The organism is Candidatus Ozemobacteraceae bacterium, from assembly GCA_035373905.1.
In the GTDB taxonomy this organism is placed as follows: Bacteria; Muiribacteriota; Ozemobacteria; order Ozemobacterales; family Ozemobacteraceae; genus MWAR01.
The window spans coordinates 16,748-43,736 of the sequence record DAOSOK010000039.1; the positions used below are offsets into that span (position 1 = coordinate 16,748).

Annotated in this window: 26 protein-coding genes; 15 read left to right on the top strand and 11 right to left on the bottom strand. The window is 63.6% G+C overall.

The annotated features are described in order from the left end of the window. Positions 1–10 precede the first annotated feature (10 nt). From PLU72_16645 to PLU72_16660, 4 genes are read left to right on the top strand one after another with little or no spacing between them, the layout of a single operon-like run. Complete coding sequence (locus PLU72_16645; GenBank protein HOT29808.1) at positions 11–3,853, top strand: response regulator; 3,843 nt, start codon at positions 11–13, stop codon at positions 3,851–3,853. Positions 3,854–3,870: 17 nt separating this feature from the next. Then, a complete protein-coding gene (locus PLU72_16650; GenBank protein HOT29809.1) occupies positions 3,871–4,596 on the top strand; it encodes a PHP domain-containing protein in 726 nt (241 codons plus the stop codon). Next, positions 4,593–4,880 (top strand): ACT domain-containing protein, encoded by a 288-nt coding sequence (locus tag PLU72_16655; GenBank protein HOT29810.1) that lies wholly within the window; start codon positions 4,593–4,595, stop codon positions 4,878–4,880. Before PLU72_16650 ends, PLU72_16655 begins: the two co-directional genes overlap by 4 nt. Positions 4,881–4,895: 15 nt before the next feature. Continuing rightward, complete coding sequence (locus PLU72_16660) at positions 4,896–6,257, top strand: PFL family protein (GenBank protein HOT29811.1); 1,362 nt, start codon at positions 4,896–4,898, stop codon at positions 6,255–6,257. Between the two features lie 36 nt (positions 6,258–6,293). Here the strand turns inward: PLU72_16660 and PLU72_16665 are convergent, their stop codons facing one another. The 11 genes from PLU72_16665 to PLU72_16715 all read right to left on the bottom strand — a co-directional run bounded on the left by PLU72_16665 (position 6,294) and on the right by PLU72_16715 (position 13,425). Next, the gene (locus tag PLU72_16665) at positions 6,294–6,686 is read right to left on the bottom strand and encodes a type II toxin-antitoxin system PemK/MazF family toxin (protein HOT29812.1); all 393 of its coding nucleotides are present in this window, start codon (positions 6,684–6,686) and stop codon (positions 6,294–6,296) included. Then, positions 6,683–7,042, bottom strand: coding sequence for a hypothetical protein (locus PLU72_16670; protein ID HOT29813.1), 360 nt, complete (start codon positions 7,040–7,042; stop codon positions 6,683–6,685). Before PLU72_16670 ends, PLU72_16665 begins: the two co-directional genes overlap by 4 nt. Positions 7,043–7,149: 107 nt before the next feature. Next, the gene (locus PLU72_16675) at positions 7,150–8,229 is read right to left on the bottom strand and encodes a hypothetical protein (GenBank protein ID HOT29814.1); all 1,080 of its coding nucleotides are present in this window, start codon (positions 8,227–8,229) and stop codon (positions 7,150–7,152) included. After that, positions 8,226–9,002: a hypothetical protein gene (locus PLU72_16680; protein HOT29815.1), complete on the bottom strand. Its 777-nt coding sequence runs from the start codon at positions 9,000–9,002 to the stop codon at positions 8,226–8,228. Before PLU72_16680 ends, PLU72_16675 begins: the two co-directional genes overlap by 4 nt. Positions 9,003–9,258: 256 nt before the next feature. Further along, the gene (locus PLU72_16685; protein HOT29816.1) at positions 9,259–9,918 is read right to left on the bottom strand and encodes a prepilin-type N-terminal cleavage/methylation domain-containing protein; all 660 of its coding nucleotides are present in this window, start codon (positions 9,916–9,918) and stop codon (positions 9,259–9,261) included. 44 nt (positions 9,919–9,962) lie between these two features. Further along, the gene (locus tag PLU72_16690; GenBank protein HOT29817.1) at positions 9,963–10,319 is read right to left on the bottom strand and encodes a hypothetical protein; all 357 of its coding nucleotides are present in this window, start codon (positions 10,317–10,319) and stop codon (positions 9,963–9,965) included. A 65-nt stretch (positions 10,320–10,384) separates the two neighbouring features. Continuing rightward, complete coding sequence (locus PLU72_16695; protein HOT29818.1) at positions 10,385–11,194, bottom strand: ABC transporter ATP-binding protein; 810 nt, start codon at positions 11,192–11,194, stop codon at positions 10,385–10,387. A gap of 12 nt (positions 11,195–11,206) precedes the next feature. Next, the gene (locus tag PLU72_16700; GenBank protein ID HOT29819.1) at positions 11,207–11,626 is read right to left on the bottom strand and encodes a hypothetical protein; all 420 of its coding nucleotides are present in this window, start codon (positions 11,624–11,626) and stop codon (positions 11,207–11,209) included. Between the two features lie 4 nt (positions 11,627–11,630). After that, entirely contained in the window at positions 11,631–12,230 is a 600-nt protein-coding gene (locus tag PLU72_16705; GenBank protein HOT29820.1) for a hypothetical protein, read from the bottom strand. After that, positions 12,227–12,652 (bottom strand): hypothetical protein, encoded by a 426-nt coding sequence (locus PLU72_16710; GenBank protein HOT29821.1) that lies wholly within the window; start codon positions 12,650–12,652, stop codon positions 12,227–12,229. The genes PLU72_16705 and PLU72_16710 overlap by 4 nt, the downstream gene beginning before the upstream one ends. 164 nt (positions 12,653–12,816) lie before the next feature. Then, the gene (locus tag PLU72_16715; protein ID HOT29822.1) at positions 12,817–13,425 is read right to left on the bottom strand and encodes a type II secretion system protein; all 609 of its coding nucleotides are present in this window, start codon (positions 13,423–13,425) and stop codon (positions 12,817–12,819) included. Positions 13,426–13,776: 351 nt separating this feature from the next. Between PLU72_16715 and PLU72_16720 the strand changes: the two genes are divergently transcribed. The 11 genes from PLU72_16720 to PLU72_16770 form a co-directional block, all read left to right on the top strand. Further along, positions 13,777–14,562, top strand: coding sequence for a tetratricopeptide repeat protein (locus PLU72_16720; protein ID HOT29823.1), 786 nt, complete (start codon positions 13,777–13,779; stop codon positions 14,560–14,562). Then, positions 14,559–16,259 (top strand): ATPase, T2SS/T4P/T4SS family, encoded by a 1,701-nt coding sequence (locus PLU72_16725; GenBank protein ID HOT29824.1) that lies wholly within the window; start codon positions 14,559–14,561, stop codon positions 16,257–16,259. Before PLU72_16720 ends, PLU72_16725 begins: the two co-directional genes overlap by 4 nt. Position 16,260: 1 nt before the next feature. Then, positions 16,261–17,475 carry a type II secretion system F family protein gene (locus PLU72_16730; GenBank protein HOT29825.1) on the top strand — a complete coding sequence of 405 codons (1,215 nt, stop codon included), beginning with the start codon at positions 16,261–16,263 and terminating at the stop codon, positions 17,473–17,475. A 283-nt stretch (positions 17,476–17,758) separates the two neighbouring features. After that, positions 17,759–19,570, top strand: coding sequence for a pilus assembly protein PilM (gene pilM / locus PLU72_16735; protein HOT29826.1), 1,812 nt, complete (start codon positions 17,759–17,761; stop codon positions 19,568–19,570). After that, the gene (pilO, locus tag PLU72_16740) at positions 19,567–20,133 is read left to right on the top strand and encodes a type 4a pilus biogenesis protein PilO (GenBank protein HOT29827.1); all 567 of its coding nucleotides are present in this window, start codon (positions 19,567–19,569) and stop codon (positions 20,131–20,133) included. Before pilM ends, pilO begins: the two co-directional genes overlap by 4 nt. Positions 20,134–20,137: 4 nt before the next feature. Next, entirely contained in the window at positions 20,138–20,716 is a 579-nt protein-coding gene (locus PLU72_16745; GenBank protein HOT29828.1) for a hypothetical protein, read from the top strand. Continuing rightward, entirely contained in the window at positions 20,703–22,760 is a 2,058-nt protein-coding gene (locus tag PLU72_16750) for a secretin N-terminal domain-containing protein (GenBank protein HOT29829.1), read from the top strand. The genes PLU72_16745 and PLU72_16750 overlap by 14 nt, the downstream gene beginning before the upstream one ends. A gap of 160 nt (positions 22,761–22,920) precedes the next feature. After that, on the top strand, positions 22,921–23,898 hold the full coding sequence (locus PLU72_16755) for a hypothetical protein (GenBank protein HOT29830.1): 978 nt from the start codon (positions 22,921–22,923) through the stop codon (positions 23,896–23,898). Between the two features lies 1 nt (position 23,899). Continuing rightward, entirely contained in the window at positions 23,900–24,619 is a 720-nt protein-coding gene (locus tag PLU72_16760; protein ID HOT29831.1) for a hypothetical protein, read from the top strand. Positions 24,620–24,642: 23 nt separating this feature from the next. Further along, positions 24,643–26,601, top strand: coding sequence for a carboxypeptidase regulatory-like domain-containing protein (locus tag PLU72_16765; GenBank protein HOT29832.1), 1,959 nt, complete (start codon positions 24,643–24,645; stop codon positions 26,599–26,601). Positions 26,602–26,805: 204 nt separating this feature from the next. Continuing rightward, positions 26,806–26,989: PD-(D/E)XK nuclease family transposase (locus PLU72_16770; protein HOT29833.1), on the top strand; the 184-nt coding region annotated here is incomplete at its 3' end.

Here is a 26,989-nt window from a genome sequence, read left to right on the forward strand (position 1 = left end):
ACGAGCAGGAATGAACGAACGGGATGCCACGACGAATCGCGCGGCAGAGAACGCATCGCCGGCCGATGAGAGCCGGTTCCGCCTGTTTTTCGACGCCGCGGCCGACGGCCTGGTGGGAATCGATCTTCAGGGGAATATCACCCATGCCAACCCGGCCTCTCTCAGACTGACGGGATACGCTCATGCGGAGATGAGCGGCAGGAACGCGCATGACCTGCTGCATGGTCCGCATCAGGGCGATGACCCGATTCAGGAGGCCGGGTGCCCGCTGAAACGCTCTGTAAGCGAGTCTGGTGCGGAGCATTCCGATACCGATATTTTCCGCCGGAAAGACGGGAGTTCCTTCCACGTCAGATACTCGATTGCGCCGGTTCTCGACGGGAAGCAGCGGGTCGGGGCGCTTCTCTCGTTCCACGAGATCGCCCGGCCGCACGCCGAGACCGATCAGCTCAGGGCGATCCTCGAGGAGAGCCCCGTCGGGGTGTCGATCCTCGACGCCGCCGGCCGGCAGATCTTCAGCAACCGGCGCCTTGCCGAGCTGTTCGGTGTCCCCCACGAGGAGTTGATGGCGCGTTCCTGCGCCTCCTACCTCGCCAATCCAGACGACAAGCTTGCGATCACGAAGGAGCTCGAGCGCACGGGCATCCTGCGCGACAGGGAAACGGCGTTCCGCCGCCCCGACGGGCGCATCGTCTGGGTGCTTCTGAACGCGCAGTTCATCGAGGTCGCTGGCGCCCGCCAGCGGCTGAACTGGTTCTACGATTTCACCGAGATCCGCGACGTCCGGGAAAAACTCACGCGTACCGGCTTCCTCGCCGAGAACGCCCTCGAACTGACGAAGGCCGGCCACTGGACGATCCCGATGGACGGCTCCGGATACTATATCGCGTCCGAACGCGCGGCGAAGATCTTCGGCTACGAGCCCCGCCCCGACTGGCGGTACCACCTGGTCGCCGACTGGCTGGTTCACGTCGAGGAGGCGGACCCCGCCGCGGCGAAGCGCGCCGACGAATTGTTCACGGGAGCGATGGAGGGGCGGTATCCGATCTACGACGCGCGATATCCCTACAGACGGCCGAACGACGGCGTCGTCGTCTGGATACATGAACATGGATATATAACAAAAGATTCGGAAGGACGGCCCGTCGAGATGCTGGGCGTGGCCCAGGACGTCACCGACCAGGTCGTGGCGCAGCAGGCCCTCGCCCGAAGTCAGGAACGCCTCGAACTTGCCCTGAAAGGCGCCCGGCTGGGGTTGTCGGACTGGCGCATCGACGCCGACATATTCGACACGAACGAGATCTGGGCCGAACTTCTCGGCTATACGCCCGGCGAGCTTCTCGAAACATACGGGCGCGGTTCCGCCCGGTGGCGGGCCCTGGTTCACCCCGACGATCTCGAGAAGGTCGTGCGGATCGGCGAAGAGCATCTGTCCGGAAACCTCGACGAGTTCCGGGCCGAGTATCGCATGAAGACGAAGGCGGGGGGCTGGAAATGGCTTCTCGACATCGGCAGGTGCGTTGAGCGCGATGCCGCCGGCCGCGGCACCCGAATGATCGGGATCCAGCTCGACCTCGACGCCCGCAAGGAGGTCGAGGCGGCCCTCGCGAAAGCCAAGGAGATGGCCGAAGCCGCAACCGCCGCCAAGTCGAGCTTTTTGGCCAACATGTCCCACGAGATCCGCACGCCGATGAACGCGATTCTCGGTATGACCCAGCTCGCCCTCCAGACCGACCTCAACCCCCAGCAGCGCAACTACGTCAGCAAGGTGCATCGCGCCGCCGAGAACCTGCTGGGCATCATCAACGACATCCTCGACTTCTCCAAGATCGAGGCGAACCGGTTGACCATGGAGAATACCGACTTCTGGCTCGAGGATGTGTTCGACAACATCGCCGGTCTGATCGGCCTGAGGGCCGAAGACAAAGGCCTGGAACTCCTCTTCAACACGCCGGTCGACATCCCGTCGGCCCTCGTCGGCGACCCCCTGCGGCTGGGCCAGATCATCGTGAACCTCGGAAACAATGCCGTGAAGTTCACCGAAAAGGGCGACATCGTCATCGGCGTCGACGTTGCCGAACAAAGCGAAAGCTCCGTCGAGCTTCACTTCTGGGTCCGCGATTCCGGCATCGGCATGTCGCCCGACGAGCAGGCGAAGCTATTCGAATCCTTCAGCCAGGCGGACGCATCGACGACCCGCAAATACGGCGGCACCGGCCTGGGCCTGGCCATTTCCAGGCGGCTCGTCGAAATGATGCACGGCCGCATCTGGCTCGAAAGCGCTCCCGGGAAAGGCTCCACCTTCCATTTCACGGCCCGGTTCGGCCTCCAGGCGTCTCCCCTGCGCCGCACGGCCCTGACGGCAGACGACGTGAAGGGCATGCGCGTCCTGATCGTCGACGACAACGCCGGCGCCCGCGAGATCCTCGGCTCGATCGCGAAAAGCTTCGGCTTCGCGATCGAAACCGCCTCGAACGGATACCGGGCGATCGAACTGGTCGAACAGTCCGACCGGTCGGGAGGCCGGCCGTTCGACCTCATCCTCATGGACTGGCGGATGCCGGGCATGACGGGCCTCGAGTGCATCCAGCGCATTCGCAGCAACCGCGTCTCACGCATTCCCGCCGTCATCATGGTTACCGCCTACGGGCGTGACGAGGCGCTCACCGATGCAAAGAGGATCGGCATCGCTCCGATCAAGATTCTCACGAAGCCCGTCACCCCATCCACGCTTCTCGACTCGATCGGGGACGTGCTGGGTCGCGTTTCCCCGGTCGATCGGCGTTCGACGACGCGCGACGAAGCGCTCGTGGCGAGCTTGCGCAAACTCGGCGGCGCGAGGGTGCTCCTGGTGGAGGACAACGATCTGAACCGCGAACTCGCCCAGGAACTGCTTCGGCGCGCCGGCCTCGAGGTGGTCCTCGCGGGAAACGGCAGTGAAGCCCTCCGGGTGCTCGGCGAGTGCGGCCGAATCGACGGCATCCTCATGGACTGCCAGATGCCGGTGATGGACGGCTACGAGGCGACCCGGGCGATCCGGGCCATGCCGGCGTTCAAGGACATCCCGATCATTGCCATGACGGCCAACGCGATGGCCGGCGATCGCGAGAAGGTGCTCGACGCCGGCATGAACGATCACGTGGCCAAGCCGCTGAACGTGCAGGGGATGTTCGCCACGCTTGCAAAATGGATCAAGCCTTCCGGAAAAGCCGTGCTGGAGCATGCTCCTGTGGCAACCGAGCCTTCCGTCCGCATTCCGCCGATCGAAGGCATCGATCTGGAGCGAGGGCTGAGCCTCGTCATGGGAAACGCGTCGTTCTACAGGCGTATGCTGATCAAGTTTCGCAATACCCAAGGCCGTTTCCGGGATGCGTTCGCAAAAGCCCGTGCCGACGACGATCCGCAGGCGGCCGTGCGTTGCGCCCACACCCTGAAAGGCTGCTCGGCCAATCTGGGCATCACCTGCATCCAGGAGCGCGCGATGAAGCTCGAAAAAGCCTGCTCCGAGGGAGGGGATCCCGCGACGATCGATGCTCTGCTCGAGGAAACGGCCGCCGAGCTGGATCGGGTTCTGCGGGAACTGGCGGCCCTCGACGAACCGCCGAAGACCACGCCGGTTCCGACACCCGCCATGCACGATCGCCGGGAGCTGCTCGACGTCTGCGACCGGCTTCGGAAATTGTTCGAGCAGGATGACGCGGCCGCGATCACCCTGGTCGAGAACCACGCGGCCCTGCTCCGGGAGGCCTTTGGCGACAGGTTCGCGGCGCTGGAGAAGACCGTCCGTGAGTACGACTTCGAAGAAGCCCTCGCGATCCTCGAGCAGGGCCTGGCGGACGGGGCGGCGGGCTGAATCGGGCCGGAACCTCTATGACAGTCGTGCGCCGGCGCATCAACCTGCATAACCATACGACCTTTTCCGACGGCCGGTTCGCCGTTTCCGAAATCGTCGCCGAGGCAGCGCGCGTGGGTCTCGAGGGCATCGGCATCAGCGATCATTTCTATACGCGCAAGGTATTCCGGAGGAGCGAACCGCAAGCATGGCTGAACTCGGTATGGCCGGCCTACCTGGCCGAAGCGGAAACGTGGCGCGCGGCCGGTTCCGGCGGGCCGAAAGTCTGGTTCGGGATCGAGCTCGACACCTGTTTCGACCGGGTTGAGATGAGTCTGGCCGAGCTGCCGTGGGCCGGCATCAACTCGCTCGACTACCTGCTGGTCGAATACGCGGGCGAGGAAGAGTGGGGCGGCATGCCAGTAGCGAGGCTCGCGGAGCTTCGGCAACACTGTCGTATTCCGGTCATTGTCGCACATCCAGCGATCGACCGCCTCGAAGATTCGTTGCGGCTGGGGCCGCTCTGTGATATGGTACGTCGGTTCGGATACGGCCTCGAGATGCCCGGCGGAAGTCGGAATCCGTGGTTCTGGGCGCGGCGCGACGCGGGCATTCTTCGCGACCTGTGCCTGACCATCGGAACCGACACCCACGAGCGTCTCGAAGACGTCGGAGAGATCGGAAAGTGCCTCGCGTTCCTCGAACGGAACGGGCTGCTCGACCGGCTCGCCGATCCGGACAGACTTGCGGAGGGCATCCGATGAACGGTGAAAAACGCGAACGTGTGGTCATCACGGCGCTCGGCGCCAACAAGCCCGGCGTGCTGGCCGGTATCACGAGGACGATTGCCGAGAGCAACGTCAACATCGAGGACGTCACGCAGAAGATCATGCAGGATTTGTTCGCCCTCATGATGGTGACGGACGTCGCGCAGGCGAACTGTAGCTTCGACGAATTTCAGTCGCGGATGCAGAAGGCGGCCGACGAGCTGAAGGTGAAGATTTTCATCCAGCACGAAGACGTGTTCAAATTCATGCACCGGCTGTGAGCCGCGGAGCGCGCCATGTCGTACAGTCTCGAAGAAGTCATTGAACTGATTACCGCGGTCGGCGTCGAGACCTTCGATATCCGCACGATCACGGTGGGCGTTTCGCTGCTTACCTGCGCCGACGAGGATGTCGAGCGGTGCGCGGCCAAGGTCTACGACAAGGTCATGCGCACGGCGGCCAACCTCGTGCCGACCGCCCAGGCGATCGAGCGCAAGTTCGGCATTCCGATCGTCAACAAGCGCATCTCGGTCAGCCCGGTCGCGCAGATCGCCGGCCCGTGCAAGGGCGACACGGTTGTGCCGGTCGCTGCCGCGCTCGACCGCGCCGCGACCGAGCTGGGCGTCGACTTTGTCGGCGGCTTCACCGCCAACATCCAGAAGGGCTTCACGCGCGGCGACCAGCTGCTCGTCAACTCGATCCCCGACGCCCTGAGCACGACGAAGCGCGTCTGCTCGAGCGTCAACGTGGGCAGCTCAGCGTCCGGCATCAACATGGACGGCGTCTACCGCATGGCCCAGATCATGAAGGAGACGGCCGAGCGCACGCGCGATCGCGACGGGCTTGGCTGCGCCAAGCTCGTCATCTTCTGCAACCAGCCCGAGGACAACCCCTTCATGGCCGGCGCCTGCCACGGCGTAGGCGAGGCCGAGGCGATCCTGCACGTCGGCATCTCGGGCCCGGGCGTGGTTCGGGCGGCGCTCGCGAACGCCGGCGCCCTCGATTTCGGCGAGCTGTCCGAGCTGATCAAGAAGACCAGTTTCAAGATCACCCGCGTGGGCGAGCTGGTCGGCCGCGAGGCCTCGCGCCTGATGGGCATCCCGTTCGGCGTCATCGATCTTTCGCTGGCCCCGACGCCGGCCGAGGGCGACTCGATCGCCGACATTCTCGAGGCGATGGGCCTCGAACGCACCGGCTGTCACGGCACCACGGCGGCGCTCGCGCTGCTCAACGACGCGGTCAAGAAGGGCGGCGTCATGGCCTGTACCTACGCGGGCGGCCTCTCGGGCGCGTTCATCCCGGTCACCGAGGATGCGAGCATGTGCCGCGCCGTCGAAGAGGGCGTGCTGACGATTCAGAAGCTCGAGGCGATGACCTGCGTCTGCTCGGTCGGCCTCGACATGGTCGCCATCCCAGGCGACACGAGCGTCGAGGTGCTTGCCGGCATCATCGCCGACGAGATGGCGATCGGCATGATCAACCACAAGACCACCGCCGTCCGCCTCATCCCGGTCCCCGGAAAAAAAGCGGGCGATATCGTCGACTTCGGCGGCCTCCTCGGCAAAGGCCCGATCATGGACGTCGTCCGCCACTCCCCCGCCGCCTTCGTAAAACGCGGCGGCCGCATCCCCGCCCCCATCCACAGCATGAAAAACTGACCGTTATATACGGTTATGTGTATGTGGGGGCGGGTTTCAAACCCGCCCCTGCGTTCTGTGTGGATGCGTGTCGAAGATGTGTTTCAGGGATGCCAGGATCGATTTCATCGTTGATTCCGGGACTTCGCCGGATGTGCCGACGACGCGCGATACATCGATGGCACGAACCTGGTCGAGGAGGGCGATCGAGTTGCTGGGAATTCCGCCCGTTCCCGCGGAAAGACGGGGATACAGGGCCGGTGAAGCCGCTGACCACCTGGAATGGCGGTCGGTGGTCAGGGGAACGACGATCAGCATCGGATACCTGGGTGTTCCGATATGCTCAGGAAGACCGACGACGAGGACAGGCCGGGTTCCCTCCTGTTCGTGACCGCCGGGGACATGTCGCTCGAGCGCGACGCGGAGGACACAGCCGATGCGGGGAATCACCGCTTCCGGACCTTGTCGAAGGACTTCGTGCGCGGATTCCAGCGAATGGGTGTGCTGGCATCTTCGAATGCCGATAGATACTTCTTCAACTCACCCGGCGAAACGTCTTTTTCGATGTCGGCCAGCGTTTCGCGAAGATCTTCGGCGCCGTCCTCGAGCCAGATGGCATCCTCGGCGATCATCGCCTCATCCGGTTCGTCCGAAGCCGTTTCCCGACGGGTATCCCTGACGGCCCGGCTGATTGCGGCAACGACGAAATCCTTGATCTGGATGCCGAGATTCGCCGCGGCCGTTTTCATTCTCCGGTGCAGTTCCGGGTCGAGAGGAATGTTGATGCGTTTGATGGTGCGCTCCATACCGGCCTCCCTGATGTTATTCACTTATAAATATAATCTAAATAACTTTTCTATGCAAATGAGGATGCTGAATCACGTGAAGGCCGGGATGCAGTTGTTTGACGGAATCAGCCGAAGCCCGGGCGGCGGGCGAGGCGGGAGAGGAGGAGGGTGCCGAGGAGGAGGATGGCGAGGTGCCAGAGGAGACGGCGGGGGAATTTTTCGAGGGTGCTGATGGCGGGGGCTTCGGCGGTGTGGGAACATTCTCCCTCGGCGTGATTGCATTCCCCGTGGTCTTCTGTGTGTTCGCCTGTCTGAGGCCGCGCGAACGGATCGAGGGGATCATGCACGGGGGAGGGTTCGGCGGGAGGTTGGCCCGGTTGCAGGGTTGCCGTCGCGGGAACCGGTTCCGCCGGGGGAAGCAGTTGCTCGGGGAGGGCCGGCACCGGCTGGCCTGCGTCGACCATGCGCAGATACTCGCCCAGCAGGCCGCCCTCGATGCTGAGGGGAAGGTTGGCGGCCTTCCAGGCCTGCACGGCGTCTTTGCGGCGGCCCAGGTCGACGAGAAACCGTGACTTCCAGATCGCGTAAGTGCGCGGAACCATGATCGGGTCGGCCAGTGGGTCGTCACCCGGGTCGCGATACAGAGCGAGGGCTTTCTCGGCGTAGCGCAGGGCGGCCAGGCGGTTGTTGGGCTCGGGGACGTTGTAGCTTTCGCGGAAGCCCCACAAGTGGGCGCCGGTTCCGTATAACTCGTGAATGCGCGGGTTCCCGCGGTTGGCGAGAATGCCGGACTGGAGGAGGCGGAGGCCGTCGGTGAACCGGCCGAGGTGCAGCGACAGGTTCTGGACGATGAGAGAATAGGCGTCGATATGGTTCGGATCGAGACTGATGGCCAGCTCGAGGAGAGGCATGATCTCGGTGTTGCCGGCGTAGCTTCCCGGGATGAACCGGGCGGCGAGGCGGCGGGTCGGGCCGAAGTGCATGTACTCATCCGCGCGCAGCCAGCATGCGTCGGCGACGATACTCCGGAGCTGGCGCGGCACGGCTTCAAGGCAGGCCTCACCCAGCTCGAGGGCGGGGACGTCCGGGTAGATGGTTTCCCACCAGCCGGCCCGCAGACTCCACTGGACGCTCACGCACATGCTCAGCAGCAGGGCGAGGACAAACAGGGGACGGCAGGGCCGCGCCGCGGGCGAGGCGGTCACAGGTCGCGCCTGCTCAGTAGGAATGCGCCGGCGGCCAGGTAGAAGAGGCAGAGCAGCGCGGTGTAAGCCGACAGCAGGGCCACGGCACCGGCCTGGATGGGCGCGTCGTGGACGACGGCCATTCGCATCTCGAACAGCGTGAAATCGGGCAGCACGAGGGCGACGGCTTCCAGAAGCCAGGACAGGGCGGGCACCTGGTGTTTGTCGAGCAGCATGCGACCGACGTCGAGACCGTGGCCGAGCACGTAGACGAGCACCGTCAGGCTCAGGACGACGATGCGGGTCGTGACGATGGCCAGCAGGAGGATGACGGCCACGACAACGCTCTGCTTGAGGAAGAGGACGAGCGAGCCGACCGGCACCTCCCAGAACCAGGCCCCGTCGTGCCAGCGCAGGAGCAGGAGAAGCCCGAGGCCCATCAGGGCGTGAAAGAACGCCAGCGTGCCGGCGACGCCCAGAAACCGGCCCAATAAATAGCTGCGTCTATCATTGTAGCGCGTCAGGATGAAGTAGATGGTCCGGCGCTCGATATCGGGCAGGATCTGCTCGAACGAGAGGAACAGGACGATCATCAGCCCGAACAGCGAGGCCAGGTTCATGCCGAGGTCCTTCACGACCTTGACCTGGAAGCCGATCCGATACACGTCGAGCAGCCATGCCGATGCGGTCAGGGGCAGCAGCAGAAGAAGAATACCCAGCAGGAGGCGACTGCGAAGGGCTTCGAGGAAGCCATACCACCCGATCCAGAACGCCGTTGTCAGGGCATGCTTCATACGACCATGAGCTCCTTGCAGATTCACGAAGAACCGAGATGCCGATCCGCAGATTTCGCAGATACTATTCTGTAAAATACATTATTTCGTGTCGCATGAAGATTCATGACCGTTCGCCCTGAGCCTGTCGAAGGGCGAGAGGCCTGCGTCATCTGCAGATCGTTTGTCCTCGTTCCGGTGGGTCGTGTGAAGATACCAGATTCGAAGGAAAATGAAAACCCGGGCCGTCGTGCGGCCCGGGTTTTGAAAGATCAGGTCAGTTCGACAGCCACTGCAGGTGCAGGGTTGCGCGGGTGCGGTCGGGACCGCCGCAGCCGGGATAGAATACCACGCCGTTGGTGCCGGTGAACGTGCCCCAAGGCGCCGGGTTCGCAAGACCGTTGGAGTTGTTATACCCGAAGGCGAAGCAGCAGGTGGCCCGTCCGACGTTGCGGGGAACCCAGTTTTCCGACCAGGTCTGGGTGGTATCGCCGCTGATCTTGAGGAAGCGATACCGGGTGCGATAATCGTTGGGGATCAGGTCGAGACGGGGGTAATACTGCATGACTTCGGGGCAGGCGAAGACGCGACCGTCTTTCACGATGCGAAGAATTTCATCGGTATTGGGGGTGATGCCGTTGACGTTGATCCACTGCCAGGCGAGAGTCGTCGGGTTCTGGCGGAGAATCTGGCGGCCGGCGAGGTTCGCGTTCTGGGGGTTGAAGTCCAGCTGGACGGCGTCATTGAACTGGAACGCAGTGTGCTGGGTTTCCCAGACGCCGATGGCCTGGTCGATCGACTTGAGCTGAGACATGCAGGCGCGCTGGCGCGACTCCATGACGAAGCTCTGATACTTCGGAATACCGACGGCGGCCAGGATACCGATGACGAGGACGACGATCATCAGTTCGATCAGGGTAAAACCTAGTCTGTTCATGATTCCTCCCTTTCGTAATGAAAAATCTTCAGGGGCGGACAGGATCAGTTGCCGGCGGGGGCAGCGGGAGCAGCCGGAGCGGCAGCGTCGGCCGGGGCGGCCGGAGCAGCGGCATCAGCCGGAGCGGCGGGGGCAGCGGCATCAGCAGCAGCCGGAGCAGGGGTGGTCGCGTCGATCACTTCGCCGCCTGCGGCGGGAGCTGCTGCATCGCCTTCTGCGGGAGCTGCGGTCTCTGCGCCGGGGATCGGAACGCCGGGGGCCGTCGTGTTGCCGTTTGCATCAACACCCAGATTTTTGTTCTCGGGCGGAATCGGCGCGGGCTGCGTCGTGCCGCAACCGGCGGTGAACCCGGCGAGAACGAGCATCACGAGCAGCGAAAAAAAAGCCTTGGATCGAAACATGGTAGGGACCTCCCCTTCTTCTGAAAAATGAATGATGAATTCAGGATACTCCTCTCTCCATAATGCTAGCAGGAGCGTTTCGAGTCAACAACTTTTTCGGATTCGGAAGTTTCTGTACAGCTTGCGGATGGCGAATGGATCGATATCAGCGAAACGAACGCTTCCTCGAGATCGCTTCCGCTCGGGTTCAGGCCGGCGAGGGGACCCTCGAACAGCATGCGGCCGCGGTGAATGACGCCGACCCGGTCGCACAGTTCCCGTACATCCGCCAGGATGTGCGTGCTGAAGAACACCGTCTTTCCACGCGTTCTCAGGGACCGCAGGATTTCCTTGACCCGGCGTCTTCCCAGCGGGTCGAGACCGCTGCTGGGTTCGTCGAGAATGTAAACGTCGGGGTCGTGCAGCATGGCGCATGCAAGCGCGAGCCGTTGCTGCATGCCCTTGGAATACGCGCCGACCGGCTTTTCCCGGTCGTTCCAGAGTTCGAGATCCTCCAGCACCTGGCGTGAGCGGTCGTCGTCGTGAGGAATTCCCAGCAGGCGTGCCGCGTACCGCAGCGTTTCGAGCGCGTTCAGAAACTCGTAGAACGACGGCTTCTCGGGAGCGAAGCCCAGTCGCCGCAAATCCTCCGGCGTCGCGTCCTGGCCAAGGAACCGCACCCGGCCGCCGTCGGGGCGGGTCAGCCCCAGCGCGATCTTGATCGTCGTCGTCTTGCCGGCCCCGTTCAGACCGACGAACCCGTAAATCTCGCCGGGCATCAGCGTGAGCGACACCCCGTCCAGCACCGCCCGTCGCCCGCAGGCCGCCAGCGGATCGCTGATGATGTCATACGTCTTCGTGATGTCACGGATCTCGAGAATGGGCGTGGCTTCCACGGAATCCTCCTGTCAGGGGCGCGACCAGCTGTCGTTCTGGAACGTGAAGGTGTTGCGGTTCACGCGCTGTTCCGCGCGGCGCATGGCCCGCAGGGTGCCGTTGCGGTCGAAGACCAGTGCGGTCACGCTGGCCTGGGAATTGCCGGGCGGTCCGCTCAGCTCGTACCAGACCGCCATCGAGGCGACCTGGCCGGTGGGAAAGAACATCGAGACCATCTGCGGCGGCGTGACCGCGACCCCGAGGCGCAGGCAGACGTTCAGCCCGCTCTGCGCACCCTGGCGTGCCTGGGCCTCGAAGACCGTCATCGCGTGCGAGATGGTGTGATCGAGCGTCAGGATCTTCTGGCTCGACACGTAGAGCCCGAGGATCGTTATCAATATCAACGCGTATACAAAAAACGAGCCCCGGCGCGGATGAGGCGGAAGTCTCATGCGTTCAATTCTCCGAGTTCCGAAGGTAGATCGTCGGCTGCACGGTCAGGAACATCTCGTCTCCGCTGGGCAGATCGTCGGCGTCGCGGTCCCGGTGCATCGTCAGCGACAGACGCACCGCGGCGCTGGCCGAGTTGTTGGGAACGGTGAGAACGGCCATGGGGTTCGCCGCCGTCGTGTCGGGGGAGAGCATCAGTCGCGTTTTTCGTGTTTCGAGCGGGGGAGGAAGAGGCTCCCCCGCGAGGACTTTCTGGATGGGCGGTCCGCCGCCGACTCTTTGGCGGAGAAGTTGGCCGTTCTGGATCCAGACTCGCCAGTTCGTGCCGCCGACCCGGTATTCCAGCCGCCCGCCCGCAACGATGCTCGCACGGTCCGCCTGATACAGGCCGTCGTGCGGATTGACCGGTGCGCCGTCCCCTTCGGCGATGAGGCGGATGCCGTCGCGCAGCGCCTGCTGGCAGTCGCCGAGGTCCTGGATCGCCTTGTTCGTAGTGATGCCGGCTTGGAACGTCGTCGCCAGCCCGGTCAGGATGACGAGGAACGTGATCGAGGCCATCAGGATCTCGATCAGGGAAAAGCCGGCGCTGCCAAGGTTGCGTCTCATGGTCCGCGCCTTCCGAGAAATGTCGAGAGCGTGGCACCTTCATCAGGGAGGGCGGGGCTGAGCGGCACCGCCTCGACTTCGACCACATACAGCCGGTCGGCAGGAATCGCCGGTGCCGGGCCTGGGACCCAGACTGGTGCTGAAGCCGAAACCGGCGGGAGGTCCCATTGGGTGTGCGACCTGGCACGATACCTGACTTGGAACGCGGCGTCGCGCAACGGCGGTGTGCCGGCCGGGGTCAACGTCTGCCAGACGCCGGTCACGTCGAGGCTGGCGGGGTTCGACGCCCAGACGGCCCGCAGCTCCTCGAGGGCGCCCTCGGCGAGATACAGCGCCTGGAACTGATTCTTGCTGTTCTGGATCTCTCCGAGGCTCGATTGAAGCGAGCCGACCAGGGATATGACGGCCGTCCCGAGAATCACGACGGCGATCAGGGCCTCGAAAAGAAAATATCCCTTACGATATATAAAATTTAGTTTACCACTTGGCAATGTCCCCGCCCGCTCACCCTGAGCCTGTCGAAGGGGAAGGGGGAATGTTCGTGCTTCGGCAGGTTCAGCACGAACGGGGGATGCGATGAAGTCGGTCATGGCAGCTGCACCAGCCTCGGCAGAACGGCAGAGGTATTCGTTGGGCCGTCGATGATGATATCCCAGCCGCCGACTTCGGGGAGGGGTCGGCGGTTGGCCGGGTTCGCATCGTCGTGAAACGCCTGGACCCGGAGCGTGTAGGAGGCGGCGGGAGGCAGGTTGGTCAACTGGCCCCGGTCGTTGAAATGCAGGGTGAAATGCGTCGCGCTCGAGGCCGGCACCGAAAGCGGAAGAATGCAGATGGAGCGCGTGTCGAGCCGGCGCCGCCAGCTCTGTTGCGTCGACAGCATCTCGTCCATCAGCACGCTGCGCACATTCGAACCGTCGGGGGCGAACATCTCGTAGGACGAGACAAACGCCTCGGTGGGGACCCGGATGAAGTTGACCGTGCCGGTTCCGGTTCCTGCACTGATCACAGCCTGTCGTGCGAGGCAGATGTCCTGGAAGATGACGCGGGCCTCCTGTTCGAGGCGGCTCTGGTGCGCGAACTCCATGAGCAGCGGGTACCCGGCCGTCGACAGGATGCCCATGATGACGAGCACAACGAGAAACTCGACGATGGTGAAGCCGCCGAGTCCGGTGTGCCCGATGCGATGAGCTCTCATGTCCCGGTGAACGTTCCCCTCCGGAAGAACCCTTTTCGCATCCATGTTACCCCATATTCTTGTCGCCCCGCCAGGGAAATCTCCCGTTGTTTCATGTGACATGTCGATCACGGTGTTCACGGTCGGGTTTCAAACCCGCCCCTACACCCGAACATGCGGGCCGCCCCGGCATTGTGACCCGATCCGGCATGGTGGGCCGACCAGAAATTGCGAGGTAGTGCGGTATCATGGCCCGGCCGAAGGCCTGGCATGGGACCGCCACCTCCGGGGGAGATCGAATTTTGAAATTGGATGTTGCGTGCTCGGGGGGGAGTGCCTACAATGGCGGAAAAGAGGGAGAGGAGGTTTCCGGTGCCGGAGAAATTCATATCGTATTTCAGTACCCACCTCGTCGACGAAGTCATCGAGAAGTGCCGAAAGGAGCTGGTCGGCAAGCCCAACGATCCGGAACTCCACAGAAATCTCGGCCAGGCGTATTTCAAGAAGGGGAGTCACCAGGAAGCCCTCGCGGCGTTCGTCGAGGCCGCACGCCTCAAGCCGCGCGATGCGGAGATCCAGCTCGCCGTCGGCCGTTGCCACGAGTTGCTGGGTCAGCAGGCCGAGGCTGAACGGGCGTTCGCGAACGCGCTCGACATCGAGCCGGAGTGGCCCGATACGCACTACTACGTCGGCAAGGCCCACCTCGCCGCCGGCCGCACCGCCGATGCGAAGCGCGAGCTCCAGGCCGCCATCGACCGCAACCCCCGCTTCCGCGACGCCATGTATTCCCTTGCCCTCGCCTACGAGCGTGAGCAGGACTGGCCTCGCACCGTCGAGACCCTCAAGAAGATCATCGCGATGCCGGGCCTGCCCGACAAGTCGCGCAACCCCTTTCCCTACGACCTCGAAACGCTGTTCGACGACCCGCTTCTGCTGAACGAGGCCATCCGGCAGCTCGAGTCCGCCATCAACCTGTATCCGAACTTCGCCGATCTGCATTACAAGCTGGCCATGGCCTTCCGCCGCAAGGGGCAGAAAGACCAGGCTCTCGAGCATTTCCGGAAGGCGCTGACCCTGAACCCGAAGTTTCACCTGGCCCGCCACTACTACTGGCACTGGGAAGACGATTCCGATCCGAGACAGGCGAAGCAGCCATGATCCGCAAGCGACTCGGAGACGCTCTCGTCGACGCCGGCCTCGTCACCGCCGAACAGCTCAGCGAAGCCCTCGTCAAGCAGAAAGAGCTGGGCAAGCGCCTCGGCAAGGTGCTCGCCGAAATGAAGCTCTGCACCGACGAGCAGATCGCGAAAGCCCTGGCCGGCCAGCTCGGCATCAACTTCATCGAGATGGACGAAATATCGGTTCCGCCCGAAGTGCTGCGGCTGATTCCCGAAACCATCGTTCGCAGTCATACCCTCCTGCCGGTCGCCCGCAAGGGCAACGTGCTCACCGTGGCCATGGCCGATCCGCTCGACGCCTTCATCGTCGACGAGATCCGCTACCAGACCAACTTCGAAGTGGAAGAGGCGATCGCGCCCGAGTCGGCCATTCTCGACGTGATTCGCCGCTACTTCGGCTCCGAGGACATGTCCTCGGCCCTGCGCACCATCAAGAAAGACGACCAGGGAGATCTGGCCGCCCTTCCCGAAGACGCCAACGCGTTCGACCTGATGGCCACCGACGAGGCCGCCGTCGTCAACTTCGTCAGCAAGATCATCCGGCAGGCCATCAACGACAAGGCCTCCGACATCCACCTCGAGCCCGAAGAGGACGGCCTGCGCATCCGGTTCCGCATCGACGGCGTGCTGGTCGAGATCGTGCGCGTGCCCAAGGCGAACCAGGCCGAAATCACCTCGCGCCTCAAGATCATGGCCGAAATGGACATCTCCGAAAAGCGCCTCCCGCAGGACGGCCGCATCCGCGCCCGCCTGACCGACAAGAACGTCGACCTGCGCGTCAGCTGCCTGCCGGTGGTCTGGGGCGAAAAAATCGTCGTTCGTATTCTCGATAAAAGCGCGCTCAGCCTTTCCCTGCGCGACGTCGGCTTCGAAGACGACCTGCTGGAGCGGTTCGAGACCGCCGTGCGCCAGCCCAACGGCATCATCCTGCTCAACGGCCCCACCGGCAGCGGCAAGACCTCGACCCTCTACGCCGCGCTCAACTACATCATCTCCCCGAAGATCAACATCTCGACCGCCGAAGACCCGGTCGAAATGCAGGTCAAGGGCGTCAACCAGGTCCACGTCAAGTCCGACATCGGCCTCACCTTCGCCCGCACTCTGCGCGCCCTGATGCGCCAGGATCCCAACGTCATCATGGTCGGCGAAATCCGCGACACCGAGACGGCCCAGATCGCCGTCGAGGCCGCCATGACCGGCCACCTCGTCCTCTCGACTCTCCACACCAACGATGCCCCGTCCACCATCGGCCGACTCATCGACCTCGAGGTCGAGCCGTACCTCATCGCCTCGACCCTCTCGGTCGCCGTCGCCCAGCGACTCGTGCGGCGGATCTGCCCCCGGTGCGTCCAGCCCCACGCGCCTGCCGAGAGCGAGGTCGAAGACCTGCAGATGGACAAGCTGAACGTGCCCGCCGGCCTCGCCTTCTTCAAGGGCAAGGGCTGCAACAACTGCAAAACCTCCGGCTACAAGGGCCGCACCGCCGTCCACGAGATGATGACCCTGAGCGATCCCATCCGCCGCCTCATCGTGAACAAGGCCTCAGCTTCCGAGATCCGCCGCGCCGCCATCGACGGAGGCATGGTTCCCCTGCGAAAATGCGCGATCCTCAAGGCGTCGAAGGGCGTCACCACGATCGAGGAGATCCTGCGCGTGACGAAGAACGAGGAAATCTGACGTGCCCTGGTACGTCTATTCAGGCATCGACTCGAAGGGGCATTCCGTCTCCGGCGAAGAGTTCGGCGACAATCAGACCGAGGTGATGAACCGCCTCATGGCGGGCGGCGTCTCGGTGCTCGAGATTCGGGCCAAGAAGGGCGCGAGCGTTTTCGAGGCAATCGGAAACAAGTTCCAGTGGGTGTCGGCGCACGAACTGAAATTCCTGTACGTGAACCTCGCCACTCTGATCGAAGCCGGCTGCACCCTTCGCGCCAGCCTCGCCTCGCTGGGCGACCAGTCGGACAATCCCCTCCTGAAGAAGGCGCTGACCGACATCAACGCCGCGATCGCCAGCGGCAAATCCTTCTCCGAGTCGCTCCAGGCCCACCCCAACGTCTTCAGTCCCCTGTTCGTCAGCCTCGTCAAGGCCGGCGAGGAAGGCGGCATGCTCGACCAGATCCTGCTGCGCTACGCCGCCTTCACCGAAAACCAGGAGGCCATCAAGGGCCGCATCCGGGGCGCCCTCATCCTGCCGGCCATCATGATCCTCGTGGCCGTCGGCGTCGTCATCGGCCTGCTGACCTACGTGTTCCCGACGTTCATGCAGCTGTTCAAGGGCCGCGAGAACATGCTTCCCCTCCCCACCCAGGTCGTCATGGCCGTCTCGGATTTCCTCCGGTACCAGTATCTCGCCATCATCGGCCTGGCGATTTTCGGGACCATCGGCCTGTGGCTCTTCCTCAAGTGGGAAAAGGGCTGGCGTGCATTCTCCTGGCTCCAGCTCCGGGTGCCGCTCTTCGGGACCCTGTTTCGCAAAGCCTACGTCGCCCGCTTCGCTCACACGCTCGGTTCGCTGGTCAAGGGCGGCGTGCCGGCCCTGCGCGCCCTCAGGATCACGAGCGAGACGATTCCGAACACCGAGGTGAAGGACGTCATCGCCTCGATCCAGGAGAGCGTCGAGCGCGGCGGCACCTTCTCGGCGCCGATGCAGAGGCACAAGCACCTGTTTCCCACGATGGTCACCCTGATGATCAGCGTCGGCGAATCGACCGGCAAGATCGACCACATGCTCGACAAGGTCGGCGAATACTACGACCAGGAGGTCTCGGAGGCCATTTCCGCCATCCTGACCGCCATCGAGCCGATCCTGACGGTCGTCATGGGCACGATCGTTCTCACGATCGCCGCTTCCATGTTCCTTCCCCTCTTCAACATCTCCAAAGTCCTGCGCTGATCATCGCCGGCCAGGGCAGGGCGGGTTTCAAACCCGCCCCTGCGGGCGCATGAGCGGCACCCACAGGGACCACCGCATCCGCAGATGACGCAGATTTTTTCATGAACATCATCTGCGGATTCGGTTTTCCTTTGGCCGTGAAATGAGGCGTTAACAAATCTCGGCACCCTGTCGATAATGCCCGCGATCGCGGAGATTATCTTCCGGGCATTGCCGTGATCTCTTTCGCCCGGAACAGATTCCACCTCCGGCGGGTGCCGGCGAACAGGACAGTGTCGAGATCATGAGCAGCCAACCAATCGTCTTCGACGGCTTGAAGAAGGTCATCGGCCTCGACATCGGCTCGACCTCGATCAAGGCGGTCCTGCTGGAACTCCAGTCCGGCGCGCCCATCTGCCGCGGCATGTACTGCTTCGACGTGCCGCGCGACATCGGGCTGACGAAGCCGGTCCTGCTCGAAGGTCTGCGCAACGTGGCGGCCGCCTTCGGCCACGAGACGAAGTCCGTCGCCCTGCTCACCGCCGACCGCGACGTCCAGCTGAAGTTCGTCGAAAAACCTCCCATGACCCGGCAACAGCTCGACCAGGTCATGGAGCTCGAGATGAAGCCGCCGCCCAGCCTCGAAGGCCCGACGGTCGAACTCGCGCACACCTACACCATTCTCGGACAATCCGCCCTCGAAGAACGGGCCACGGTGCATTTGCTCGTGGCCTCCTTCCCGGTATCCTGGCTCCGCGAAAAAGAGGAGCAGATCAGGGAAGCCGGCCTTTCGCTCGAGGGCGTCTATCCGTATCCCGTGGCCCTGCGCGAGTGCTTCTGGATCAACTACGGCGAGAGTTTCGAGGAAAAAGTGTCGCCCTATCTCATCGCCCTGTTGAACCTCGGAGCTACGTCCAACCAGGTCGCCGTCTGCGATCTGCAGACTCTCCGCCTCGCTCGTACGTTCCCCTTCGCGGGGGATGAGCTGACTCAATCCCTGACCAAAACCTACAAATCGGGTGGCCAGGAGATCGTTCTCGACCGGAACGCGGCCGAACAGTACAAGGTGACCATCGGCATTCTCTCACCCGAGGAACAGCGGGCCTACGAGAGCGATGCCGTCGAGATACAGGTTTCCGAGGGTATCAGGCGCGGGATGGAACGCATGATGCAGAAGGTGCGCCTGTCCCTCGACTACTTCAAGGGCCAGATGAAGAGCCAGGTCAGCCAGGCCTTCGTCTTCGGCGGCGCTGCCAATTTGCGCAGTCTCGAAGGCAACCTGCAGGAGAATCTGACGGTCAGCCTCATCCAGCCCCTCTTCCCGTTCAAATCCGTGCCGTTCCTGCCGAAAGACGGCCAGACGCCCGACCCGCGCCTCGCGCCCGTAATCGTCCCGGCCGTCGGAGCCGCCCTGTGCGGCATGCGTGGCAACGCGGCCGTCCTCAATCTGATGGAAGGCATGCAGGCCGAGCGGCGGAAGCGGATCCAGCGCATGATCGCGACCGTGCTCGTGCCCGCCCTGTGCGGCCTGGCCGCCCTGCTCGCGCCCGCGCTGTATGCCTGGCAGGTGTATCTGCCCCACCGGGCGCGGGTCATGCGGGCCGTCGAGGAAAACGTCCGCATGACGAACGAGTTCGCGCAGGTCGCCTCGTTCAAGGCCCAGTATGACCAGCTCGTGAAGCAAAAACGGGACCTGACGATCCGCACGACGTTCATCCAGAGCATTCTCCGCAAGCGCATCTTCTGGTCGAGAATCTTTACCGAGCTGGGAACCTGCATGCCGCCCGAAGTCTGGTTGACCGAGATCCTGAGCGACGATTACGTCGCCGCTCAGAGCACGGCCCTCGACCAGTCGATGGGGGGCGGGATGCCGGGTGAAACCGGCGGTGGCCAGAAGCCCGCCGCCAGGAAAGGGCCGCGAAGCCTGAGCATGAAGGGCCGGAGCTTCGGCTTCGGCGCGTTTTCCACGTTCATCAAGAACCTCGAAGGCTCGGCGGCGTTCCAAAACGTTGTCTGGCAGAGGAGCGAACGGGCCCAGGCGGGAACGGAGATCGTCGAGTTCTCCGTCTCGTGCGAACTGCGGCCGCCTGCCGCCGGGGGAGGAAAGCAGCCGTGAACCAGCAGGTCATCATCGCCATCCTGGTGATCAGCCTCGCGCTGGTCGGCTACGATTGGCAGTACAACCACCCGCAGCGCCAGATGGGCGTGACGGCCCAGGAACAGACGAACGAGAAGCTCCGCCAGGACCTGAACACGGCCCTCGACGCCAAGGCGAAGATCGCCACCCTCCAGGCCGATATCAAAAAAACGCAGGCGCTCTCGGTCGAACTGTCGAAACAGTTGCCCAAGCGGAGCGAGGCGGGCGCCCTCCTCGAGCAGATCACCACCACTTCGACCACGAAACGGATGCGGATCGACTCGGTCACCCCTGCAGCCCTGGCCGCCAAGACCGTCGGCATCAGGCTGGCGGCGAACGATCCGGTGGCCCAGGTCAAATACGAGGAGATGGAACTGTCTCTCGAAATGCACACCTTCTATCGCGATCTCGGAGCCTACCTGGAGCGCCTGGAACAGATCCCGCGCCTCGTCGACGTGGACGGGATCCAGGTGCTTGCGCCGACGAAACCCGGCCCCCTGGAGATCAAGATGCGCGTGAAAACCTACATCTACGGCGGGTGATGCGATGAATCCGAACCTGCGACTGACGGCCGCCCTCGGCATGACCCTGCTGTTGGGGAGCTCGGCCTATTCCCAGATGGGTGGTGGCGCCCCGGCCCCGGTGCCGCCGGGCGTGGAGTCGCCCGGCCCGGATACGTCCGGCATCCGGGAAGTCCCGCCCGGATTCGAAGTGCCGCCCGCCGAAGGTGCCGACGCGGAAGGTGCGGAAAAAAAGAGCAAGTGGAATATAACCGAGTCTATGGAAGAATGGGAAAAGATCGAGGGGGGAGGCCCGGAGGGCGTCTGGAACCAGGCGCGCGACATCTTCCGGCCGGGAAAGGGCGCGATCCCCGCACCCGCGATCGCCCCGTCGCAAACCCAGGCGCAGACGCCGGACGCGGTCGACCTGACCGGAGAGTCGGTCCGGCTGCCGGTCCTGCACGGCGTCATGACCGGGTCGGATGACGACCGGGTCGCGATTCTCGGCCAGAACATGGTTCGCGAGGGAGACTTCTGCGACGGGTTCACCGTTCGGTCCATCAAGCCCAGGAGAGTGACCTTGTCGCGAGACGGGAAGGAGTATGTCCTGTATGTCAAAGAATAACCGTTTCCTGCCCTTGATTCTGGCCGTGGCCCTCGGAGGTGCCGGTTCGGCCGGCCTTTCGGCCGCCGTGCAGCCGGAGGCCGAGATGCAGGACAGAACTCTTTTCCGTCTGATCACCGATCGCCTGTCCGTTTTGTATCTGATGTCCGGCAGGGCGGACGACGCCGTCAAGCTCCAGAAGGAAACCATGAGCACGGCCGGCAAGCCCGTTCCCGTCGCTCTCGTGCGGAGCCGGGGCGAGGAGCTCGTCACCCTGCTCGACGAGGATTTCAAGGAGGAGGAGGCCGCGAAGTTCCGGGCGAAACTCCGGGAGGCCGGCATCGAGATCGGCTCGCCGTCTCCCTCCGCCCCGATCGCGGCCGTGAAACCCGTCGCCAAGGCTTCTCCGCCGGCCGTCGAACCGAGACCCGACATTGTCCGGAAGTCGGCGCCCAGGGCGGTTGTGGAGCCTGAACCCGAACGCCCTCCCGTCGCCGTTCCCGAACCGGAACCGGCGCTCCAGGCACGTCCCGCCCGCACGGCGGCCGCGCCGGCGATCCCGTTGCCGAAACCCGCTCCGGCCGGCGAAACGGTCGTGGAAGAAGAGACGGTTGTCGTGAAACGGAGCGCCACTTCCGGCGATGAAGCCGGCATGGCCGTGGTGAAGGTGCGGCGTCAGCCCGGCTCACGGCCGGCGGCGGCCCCCGCGGCCGTTCCGACCCCGAAGGCGGCTTCCCCGGCCCCGGTTTCCCTGCCCGCGCCTGCTTCCAGGACCGTCATCGAGCCTGTTTCCGCTCCGGCTCCTGCTCCCGCGCCGGTTGCCCGGGTCGTCGCTCCGGATGCTCCGAAGCCGGTCGTGAGCGCTCCCGCCCGTTCCGCGTCCTCCGCGCATGCCAGAAAGGTGATCGAGGAGGAGACGGTGACGGTCGAGGAGGAAGCCGTGCCGCCGGCCGAGCCGAAGCGCGCCGTGGTGAAGGTGCGCCGCGTGCAGACGCCGATCGCGCCGCCCCCGGCCGCCCCCGCCCCCGCCGTCGCGACCGCGCCGGCGAAGATCGCGAAGAAGACGTATCTGACGGTTCCCAAATCGATGATCGTGCCGGTGAAGAAGGCCCCCGTGGCCCAGTCGCAGCCTCTTTTCCCGAAGAAGGCCCAGCCCGGCCCGGTGGTGGTGCCCGAGCCCGACCAGCCGGTCAAGTCGGTCAGCCTCGCGCCGAAGCGTGACAACGCCCTGCGTGACCTGTCGAGCATCCGGGTGTCGCTCGAGTTCCGCGACGTTCAGCTCGCCGACCTGGTGCGGCTGCTGGCCAACAAGGCCAACCTGAACATGGTGTCGAAGAACCCGATCTCCGGCCAGACGACGGTCAACTTCCAGGATATCCCGATCGGCACCGCGCTCGACACGGTGCTCAAGACCAACGGCTACTCGTACGAGGTGCGCGACGGCGTCGTCTGGGTCTACCGTGTGGGCGAGGAGCCCCTCGAGACCCGCGTCTTCTTCCTGCGCCACGCCATGGCCTACGAGATCCTGCCGCTCGTCGAGAACACCCTGCAGCAGCTCGACAGCCAGCCCGACGAGATGTCGGCACTCTTGGCGGCCTCGCGCCCCGCAGCGGCCTCGACGATGGCCGCGCCCGCCGCCGCTCCCGCCCCCGCCGGGGGAGCCGCCCCGGCCGGAGCGCCCGCCGCCGGAAACGCCGGTGTTGCCGGAGCAGCCGGAGGCGCCCCCGCGCCCGCCGCTGCCGGAGCCCCCGCGGCCGGTGCGGCCGGCCAGCCCGCCGCTCCCGGTTCGGGAAGCGCCGGTGCCGCCGTGACGGCCTCGCCCCGCGTCTCGTCGTCGGGCCGCTGGAGCATCCAGGCCGACGAGCGGTCCAACTCGCTGATCGTGCTGGCCCCCCGGCCGAAGCTCGACGAGATCGCGCGGCTCCTCGAGGTGTTCGACGTCTCGATGGAGAACCGCCAGATGCAGGAGCGAATATTCAAACTGAAATATATCGACAGGAATACGCTGGTGAAGGCCATCCAGATGGTGCTTCCCCGGTTCGACCCCGACAAGCAGATGCTCTAGGTTCAGCGAGTCGATTCGGGCGCCGTTGCTTCGGGCATGGGCGGAGCCGGCGGTTCCGGCGGCAGTTCATCCGGCGGCATGAGCGGCTCGGGCGGCGGCACCGGCATGACCGGCGGCGCGTCCGGCGGCATGTGACGGCCGAAGGGGAGGGAACCAGATCATGAAACGAACCAGAACCCTGCGCGTGATGCTCGCGGCCGGCCTGCTGTGCGGCATCCTGTCCCTGGCGATCAGCCGCGTCCCGGCCTTCGGTCAGGCAGCCCCGGCCGGCGGCGGAACCGGCGGCGCCTCCGTGCCCCTGGAGAGCACGTTCGTGATCCGCGAAACGCCCGACAACCTCAAGAAGATCGAGCAGATCATCCGAAGCCTCGACGTGCCGCCCAAACAGGTACTGATCGAAGCCCACATCTTCGACGTGGCCCTCGACGACGAAAACTCGACCGGCATCGACTGGTCCGCGATGATGACCCAACTCGGTCGCCAGGCTCCTCTCTGGCAGTTCGACCAGACCCTGGCGCCGACCGGCGGCAACGGAATCCTGCGTTTCGGCACCCTCAGTAACGAGCACTTTTCCCTGCTGTTGCGCGGCCTCAAGAAGAACAACCGCGCCAGGTCTCTCTCCAATCCGAAAGTGACAGCCATGAATGGCCAGAACGCCCTGATCGAAGTCGGCCAGAAGGTTCCCTACGTCACGACGAACACGACGGTGAGCAACGGCACGACCATCACCAACCGTGAAGTGAAGTTCGAGCCGGTTCCCATCAACCTGGCGGTGAATCCGACCATCTACGACGACGGCACCATCCGGTTGAAAGTGACGCCGACCATCACCGCCCTTCGCTCGTTCGTCGAGGGCGTTCCCTGGACGGAAAGCCGCACTGCCAACACCGAAGTGGTCATCCATTCCGGCGAGACCCTGATTCTCGGCGGCCTGATCACCGAAAGCAAATCCGACGACGTCAACGCCGTCCCGGTCCTGGGTCGGATTCCTCTCTTCAAGAAGGTCTTCAACTCCACCTCGAAGACGAACAAACGTTCCGAACTGGTCGTCTTCATCACCCCGAACATCGTTCGGAGCGCTCCCATCAAAGGCACTCCCGTGGCCGGCGCGAACGAAAGCCCCTTGGCGTGGAGATAATATGAAATATTCTATGAAATATGTGATGACGTTGAGCGTGGTCACCCTCCTGGTCGCCCTCGCCGGCTGCCAGAACTCCACGGGCCAGTTGTTCTCGCCTTCATCCGATATTCACGTCGCCGGCGTCAGTCCCTCGGTTCTCCAGCCCACCGAAGAATCGTCCGATTCCGGCGAAAATTCGGAATCCACGGGGCCGACGTTTCCCCTCATGCAGGTGTATTTTCGCGTGACCAACGGCGTTTCCGTGTTTCTCGATCAATATTCTGTTCGATATTATACGCCGAACGGTGTTTCGCTGGCCAACGGCCGCTACGACGTTTCCGGGGCTCTCTCGGCATTCATTCAGGCTCCCGAAATCAAGACCTTCGACTCGGGAAGCGGGGATTCCTCGTCGGATAATTCGAGCAATTCGAGCAGCTCCAGCAGTTCCAGCAGCTCCAGTAGTTCGAGCGGCACCAGTGCCTCTGTCCGGGCTCAAGACGCCGGCGGCTCCGGCCAGCAGCAGACGATTCCGTCGGATGTGGCCGGGTACACGACGCTCGACGTCTACTCGCCGGCTCTCTACGCGTATCTGACCCGGGGAAATGCGAATCCGAGCGATGATATCACCCCGATCGTCGCCCGGATCACGATCCATGGCCGCGATCTGAACGACAAGGAAATCTCGATGACCGCGCAGACCACCCTGTCGACGAGTATCCTGAAAGCAAGCGGCAACTGACCCCGGCTCGGGAGGAATATCAGATGAATAAGCGATATCGAACGATAAACACCCCCGGCTTCGCACGCCGGCTCGCCGGCAGCCTCCTGGCCGTGCTGGTTCTGGCGGCAGTCATCGCCGGCTGTAACAGCGGCGGCCGAAGCGGAGCTGATGGAACCTGGAGCGGCCTTCCAACGGTTTCAGGGATTGAAGAGTTGGTTTCTGGTAAGATTACAAACGCCTCTGCTCAGCCGGTCAGTGGTGCCACCGTCGCTTTTTTGCAGAATGGAACACTGGTGAAAAGTACGACGACCGCTTCCGATGGAACCTATCAGGTTCTTCTGGCCCCCGGCTCATATGTCATGCGCGTCACTCAACCAGGGTATGCAGCGGTTGACCAGTCGGTTATCGTATCAATTGGAGGGACGAACGGAGCTAATCTCGTGATTTCCTCTTCCGTGGGCACGCTGAGCGGAGCCATCCGTGATGCTCGTGCCGGAGCCAGTATCGCCAGTGTGACGGTGACGGTCGTTTCTCGGACCACACCCGCGCTCCAGATCAGTCCGGTGATGACCGATGCCGCGGGCGCCTACCAATTCACCCTGGCCACAGGCACCTATCTCGTCACGGCGTCGAAAAGCGGCTATGCCAACGGAACCGCGACGGTGACGATCGTATCCAACACGTCCGTGACCCAGGATTTCACGTTGTCTCCGAATGGCGCGTATTTGACGGGCCTGGTTACCGACACGGAGGGGACTCCGCAGAAGGACGTTCTGATCAGGGTGGTTCCGTCCGGTGGCGTCGGCTCTGCGTCAGATGTCAAAACCGGGGAAGATGGCAAATACAGTCTCTATCTCGGATCCGGAACCTATTCGATGACGCTGACTAAAAGCGGTTTCGGGCGCCAGACAGCCACGGTCACCATCCAGTCGAACGTCGACCAGGTAAAGGACTTCTCACTCGGCCCAAAGACGACGATGCAAGGGGTCGTCAAATTAACCACGACATCGGAAGTGCTTCCCAATATCCTGGTTGAGGCCTATCTGAGCGGTTCGCTCGTGGGATCCGTCAACACGACCGCACAGGGGGAGTTCGTCTTCGAGAATCTTTCGCCGGGGACCTACAACATCGGTTTGGCGCGGGATGCGGCGGCGTATTCCCCGGCGACCTATGTCGTGCTGATTCTGAACGACGGCACGCTCGTTCCCGAAAAACCTGAGCTGTTCGTCTCTCCGAAGGTGCTGACCGCAGATGACGTCGTCCACCCGCTCGCTGCCGGCACCGTTCATGATGCGTTCACGAAGGCGCCGCTCCAGTATGTGACATGTACCCTGAAGGGCGTGGGCGGCACCATCACCGACGACCAGGGCCGCTTCTCCTTCGCCAATCTCGTGCCCGGCGACTACGAGTTGACTTTCTCAAAGCCGGGGTGGCAGGACCTGACGATCAACTTCATCGTGAAAGAGAACAATGGCGTGACGACCATGTTCCCGGCGACGCTCGCCTACCAGATGATCCAGAACCAGGAAACCGACGTCGGGGCCATCACCGGCCGGTACGTCAACGAAACGACCGGCGTGGGTGTCGACGGCCTGATCGTCAGGGTCTACCCCATGAAACTCGAAACCCGCACGATCATTGTGCTGGTGGCCGGCGAACAGTCGGAAAAGGAAGTCTCCTACTGGGAGGTCGCCGGTTCGCCGATTCTCTCGACTCGAACGGGTCAGGATCTCGCCGGCAACGAGGACCTCGCCGGAACCTTCCGCCTCGAGCACCTCCAGCCGACGTCCGATACGGAAAAGTATTTGGTATATATCGGTAACGGCAACTCGACGATCCTGCGTGCGCAGTACAACGATCCCGCCGATGTCAGCGCGCCGCCCCAGGTGTGGATGGTCGAAGACACGGGCAATGTCAACCGCCTCCACTCCTGGTCGCTGGTCGATGTGGCGGCCAAGACCACCACCTACCTCGAGAATTACAACCCTCCCAACTACTAAAGACACAGGGAAGGGGAGTTAGGAAAGCGACAGGCCCGGGGAACCCGCCCCGGGCCTTGTCCGTTCCAGGCCGATCACTTCCCCGGGGTTGCGGATAAAAAAGATAGTGAAAAATATTCTTTACCAGCCCCCCGGTTCGCCTGATGTATGGATGGAGCGGATGGTGTTGGGCCGCTTCGAATCATCGGGCGAAGGAGCGGTGCGATGGCGGACCGGAAAGTGTATCCATTGCGGAATGATGTTGTGTTCAAGCTCGTGTTCGGCAGGGAGGGCAACGAGGAGATTCTGGCGAGGCTGATCGATGCCCTCCTGCATTTCACCGGCGACCGGTGCATCGCCGAGTTGACCCTGCTGAGCCCGCTGAATCTGAAGGAGTTCCACGACGACA